The sequence below is a fragment of the Endozoicomonas sp. SESOKO4 genome (assembly GCF_024606275.1).
The window spans coordinates 1-5,600 of sequence record NZ_JAHHPS010000147.1 but is presented as its reverse complement, the minus strand read 5'-3'; the positions used below and the strand labels follow the sequence as shown (position 1 = coordinate 5,600).

4 protein-coding genes are annotated in these 5,600 nt (G+C 49.3%); all 4 read right to left on the bottom strand.

The features are described 5' to 3' along the window. Positions 1-1,407: RING finger domain-containing protein (locus tag KDK16_RS13470; RefSeq protein ID WP_257274579.1), on the bottom strand; the 1,407-nt coding region annotated here is incomplete at its 3' end. Between the two features lie 280 nt (positions 1,408-1,687). Then, positions 1,688-2,839, bottom strand: coding sequence for a lipopolysaccharide kinase InaA family protein (locus tag KDK16_RS02825; protein WP_257253219.1), 1,152 nt, complete (start codon positions 2,837-2,839; stop codon positions 1,688-1,690). A gap of 154 nt (positions 2,840-2,993) precedes the next feature. After that, positions 2,994-3,338: a hypothetical protein gene (locus tag KDK16_RS02820; RefSeq protein ID WP_257253217.1), complete on the bottom strand. Its 345-nt coding sequence runs from the start codon at positions 3,336-3,338 to the stop codon at positions 2,994-2,996. A gap of 195 nt (positions 3,339-3,533) precedes the next feature. Continuing rightward, the gene (locus KDK16_RS02815) at positions 3,534-5,474 is read right to left on the bottom strand and encodes a DNA topoisomerase III (RefSeq protein WP_257253216.1); all 1,941 of its coding nucleotides are present in this window, start codon (positions 5,472-5,474) and stop codon (positions 3,534-3,536) included. Positions 5,475-5,600: the final 126 nt, after the last annotated feature.

Here is a 5,600-nt window from a genome sequence, read left to right as displayed (position 1 = left end):
ATTGCTGATGTCTGCACTAAGCAACCTTGCATAGATATAGTTGTCATCTTCGGGCCAGGTTCCTCTCCCTGCCTGCACTTGTGACACCAGGTGCTGCACCGAGCACAAATTAACCAATGGCCTAAGTGCCTTTGCCTGCTCAGCAATGGCCGGATTATTGCTGCGTCTTGCACTAGTCAACCTTGCATAGATATGGTCGTCATCTTCGGGCCAGGTTCCTCTCCCTGCCTGCACTTCCGTTACAATTTGAGCAAGCTCTTGCAGTGCGATACGATCAGAGCTATCACGCCTCTCTTGGTTGATAGTGATTTCCTTATGGATTAGAAAGCCACGTAATGCTACCAGATCATGCCGACATTCCGGGCAGGTATTAACCATTCGCCCATCAAGTTCTGTCGTTAACCACACTTTCAGGCAGTCTATATGAAACAAATGAGAACATGACGTTTTCACCACATCGTCAGATTCCACAAAATCAGTCAGACATACGCTGCAAGCTCCTCCAACATATTCAACCTCCTGCGCTTCTTCAAGGCTGTTCGAAGCAGACTTTGGTAATATAAATGCGGGATACAACATAACTGTTTCTGACTGATGTACTTGCGGATAGCCGGACAAACCTTTCCCTGTAAGTTGAGCAAGCAGTTCTGAGGCATCTGGCGGCATTTGGCTGAATAACGATTTATTGTGTGCCTTCTTCTTTGTAATCCCTTCCAAAGCCGCAGATAAATCTGTGGCGCTGACGAATTGTCTTGATTCACTGGAAGATTCACTGGAAGTAGTGGGATATCCATTATAAAGCCATTGTTTCAGCCACTGGCTGATCCGGGCCAGAGCTGACAGGTAGTCAAACTGCCAGTCGGGCATAGTAAAAAATCCCTTGGCAGGAATGCCCGGCATAGAGGGAGGTGGCGGTGGGTCAAATGGAAAGCCTCTTCCCGATAATCGCAAGTCAGGTTCATGTATTAATGCGGGCCATTCTGGCAACACAAAGCTCGTGCCATTTTTCTCCGCTTCCTCAGAAACATTATTTGTAGCCAGATCGCCCTCGCCACTGTCAGTTCTATCTACTTGCAGTTCAGGGCTGATACACAAGAAGTTTCTTTGTTCCGTTGAGGGAGTGTCAATATCGTCACGTTTCAGTAGATAGCAGCTGAATGAACCTTCGCCTATTGGCACCCTGCCAATATAGGCAGCATTGGCCACAACCAGTATGTCTTCAAACAAGGCCAGAGAGTCTTCAGGCACAAAGAAGACAAAACCTGGTATCAGATACGCCTCTTGGTCAGGTGTCCCATTTGTGACGATGAGCAGATGTCCTTGAGGATGGTCATCACCAAATCCACTGGCTGCCAAAGAGATTAAGAGTGTCCCGATTATATAAAAGAAAACTGTTTTAATTTGCACTCAAATTTCCATTTTTTTTCAGTCAGAGCTGAGTGTAGCCACAGTAGGTCGGGCTCGCCTAAAAGTTTACACATACCCACTACTCCAACTGACCTTCTTCCAGGAAAAACCAAAAACCAGTAATAAGCAAACGTGCTGTCTGAATCGAAATAGAGTGTTGATTGACTCTAGTCATCACCGCTAAAGGGACTTAATGGCATGAAGTGTTCCTGAATCGGTCTTGTTTAGTCTGTGACCCTGATCGGAAGCAGACGGAGATAGCCCCGGTCCGGGGCGATCATTACCGGATCCGGGTGTGAATATATTTTATGTCCAACAAAAGATTCTCCCGAGCGTCTTCTGGCCACTGATCAACATAGGCCCTGATAAACGCGTCCCTTGATATCCTGCTTTTGTCCATTTCTCCGAACAACCGCTTCAGATCGAGGAACACTTCTTTTGATTCCAGAACTGAGTCAGAAAGCCCTATGGTATCAATCAGCGAGAAACCGGACTCTTCATCATAAAAAATATTTTTGAAATTCAGGTCTTGATGAACCGCTCTGGAAAGGGTGTAGAGTCCATTGAGTTTCAAATCTCTGTGACGCAGGTGAAACTGCGCCAGAACTTTCCCAAACCCGGAGAACAAGGCATTGATGTCAACCTCGCCTGAGGGTTCACGGGACTCAGCGACCCAGTCTGCCAGAGAACGCCCCTTCACTGCTTTGAACAAAGAGTGCATACGCCCCGCGACCAATCCACTCCACTCATCGAAACCCAGAGCCAACGGCTCTTCTTCCGGCACAAAATAGCATTCAGCCACTTTCAACATAGGGGCAATAATAAAGCCACTGTTAACATAGCCTTTGAGAATATACTGCTGGCCGTCGATCCATATCGTGTTCAACGAATGCACCGAAGGAGAACCATACAGAGTGCTTATAATGCCCATGAGGCCAGCTTCATCCATGGTGTCAACCACCTGCTGATACTTCCCATGATGCACAGGAATTTGTTGCCACTGGCTGGCGCTGTTGCCTGGCCAACGCCAGTTGAAATAGTCTGCCAGATGAGCTTGCCAGTCGTTGCAGGCCATTGTCCCAGGCTGCATTACTCCCGTTTTTTTTAATAACTTCAATGCTTCGGTGCCGTTTTTGCTGGAAATCAGAGACTGACAGAATTCACTGTCTAGTTTCGGCTTCCAGAGTTCAAAGGGCTGGATATTGCAGGATTCATCATCCCCGGCTACTGGAATGCCCAGTCTCTCAAGCCATGCATAATAGGTAATCACAGCCGCAGTCAGGGCAGTCAAAGGCAGCAGGTAGTTTGAAGGGCGACTGCATGGACCTGTCTGACAATTTTCCGAAGAAAATGAATGAGCCGTCTGCATAGAGAGCAGTAGGGCCAGCAGAATAGGAAGTGTTTGCCCATGGACAAAGCGGTTAGGTGGCATAAAAAGTACTCCTGTATCAGATCTTCTTTATTCTTTTGATCCTGATCGATCCAGGGAGTTCAACTGCCATCAAAATTTTTTCAATGAGTCAGATCCGCGCTGCCAGCCCGAATACAGTTATGTTCTCAATCCGGGTCGGCAAAGCAGTCGGTTTTCAATCAGACTCTGCGGCTTTGGCTTCGGTGTCTTCTGGCAGACTTTCATCGGTTTGTGACTGATCTGTAGTGCAGCTCCAGCCCCAGCCTTCCTGTTTTTTCACAAATTCCGAGGCCTGATCTTCGCAATAGCCCGCAGTGTAACTGGCGTTCCAGAGCGTCTCTTCCCGACTGCCTTTGGTGTAGCGAACCTCGCAGGGCACACTGGACTCACGTTGCAGATAAACGACGCTTATCTTGCGTTCCTGTTTGCCACGGTGACAGGTGAAGGAGTAATTATCCGATGCGGATACCAGTCCGGTCATACCCAGCCCAACCAGAATGGCCAGAGAAGCTTTGTACATGAGGAGATTATCCTGTTCGAAGTCATAGTCACCCACGCCAGAAACGTCGGCGGAGAAGGCTTAACGTATCAGGTCTCGTGGAATCGTGAAACACTCTAACACAGCCCTTGCCAGAAACTGAAGACTCTTGGAGGAGCAAGCTGCCTGGCTGGATTAAACCTGTAGATTCGTTCACTTATCAGACATCTTTTCCTGTCAGGAAGCTCGACGGGTAGTTTTTCTACGGCGGGTTTTCTTCTTGAACCGGTTGGGCGATACCGGAGGCAGCCCCTGCACATTGATCGTTCCTGACTGCCCGGCTTCCTGCAACAACTGCAGCAGTTGCTGTTCAAGCTGATTCATAAAGGTCTGGTAAGAACCTTTTTTCTCCACGATCTGATTCAGTGACGCTTCCCAACGAGCGGTCATGTCTGGACGACTGACAGGTTCCGGCAGCGCTTTGATCAATGCTTTCCCGGTTTCAGTGGCATGAATGTTTTTGCCCTGGCGGGCAAGATATTTCCGATTGAACAATAGTTCAATAATCCCTGCCCGGGTAGCCTCGGTACCCAAACCATCGGTCTCCTTCAGCACCTTCCTGATCTCGGTATCCTTCACATAGCGGGCAATTCCGGTCATGGCTGATAGCAGGGTGGCATCGGTAAATGGCCTGGGTGGTTGGGTTTGTTTCTCTGCCAACTCTGCTTCCTTGCACAGCAGTGTCTGTCCTTGCTGCAATTCCGGTAACCTTTGACCCTCGAATTTATCGGATTGTTTATCTGTAGTTGATGATGGCTTGCGGGGAAAAATGGCTGTCCAGCCTTCTTCCTGCACTTCCCTGCTGCTGGCCATGAATAACCCGCCTTCCAGGGTGACACTGACTTTTCGGGCTAAAAATCGGTGATCCGGATAAAACTGAGCCACATACTGTCTGGCAATCAGGCGATATAGGTTACGCTCCCGGTCACCCATTTTGTAGAGATCGGCTCTTCGGGTGGTGGGGATAATCCCGTGGTGTGCGCCGACCTTCTTGTCATTCCAGGCTTTGCTTTTGCGATCGGGTAATGCACCGTCAACAGCGCTGGCCAGTTTTTCATCATTACTTCGGATCGCTGCCAGCACTTCCGGTGCCTCCCTGAAATGCTCCACGGGCAGATAACGGCAATCCGAACGGGGATAGGTCACCAGTTTCTGCTCATAAAGCTTTTGACAGACATCCAGCACCTCCTTGGCACTCATCCTTAGCTGTTTGGCAGCATCAATCTGAAGAACGGAAAGTGAATAGGGTAAAGGTGGAGACTCCTTAGCGGGTTTATTCTCCAGCTTACTGACTGTTCCCTGCTTGCCCTGTATCCTGCTGACAACATTTTCCGCCAGCCGACGATCCAGCACACGACCCTCGTCATCCATCCAGGGCTGACAGGCTTCACTGGGTTGCCACTTGGCCTTGAAGCACTCACCCCGATCAGTCACCAGCAGGGCAAAGACCTCGAAATAAGGTTTCGGTTGGAATTGAGCAATGTCTTCGTCTCTTCGCACCACCAGACCCAGCACCGGTGTCTGTACCCGACCCACAGAAAGCAACCCCCCATAACCTGCTTTCTTGCCAAGAACGGTATAAGCACGGGTTAAATTGATACCATAGAGCCAGTCGGCACGGGAGCGAGCCAGGGCAGAAACCGAGAGTGGAACATAGTCCGAATTGCTCTGCATTCGGTCGAAGGCTTTCTTGACCGCTGAGCCATTCAAGTCATTCACTAGCAGACGACGAACGCTTTTCCTGCGGGTTGGTGAAAGCTTGAGGTAATCCAGTACTTCATCTACCAACAACTGCCCTTCCCTGTCCGGGTCTCCGGCATGAACGATGACATCCGCTGTCTTCAACAGCTTGCGAATCACCGATAACTGGGCGCGAGTGTTTTTTCGCGGTTGCAGTTGCCACTGTTGGGGAACAATGGGTAAATGTTCAAAACGCCATTGCTTGTAGGCGGGATCATAATGTTCAGGCTCAGCCTGCTCCAGCAGGTGGCCAATACACCAGGTCACGACATCACCGGATGCCGTCTCTATGTAGCCATCTTGTCGTTTATGCGGCCGGGGCAATACATCGGCTATGGCTCTGCCCAGGCTGGGTTTTTCAGCAATGATTAAGCGCATTCGGTCAACAAAGGTTCCATCAGATCAATGGTGCAGCTGCCTATGATAAATTTCTTTCTGGTCATGTCATAGCCGCTACTAAAAATCTAACATAATCTGTAATTATGTAGACTTATCTACGCCGTC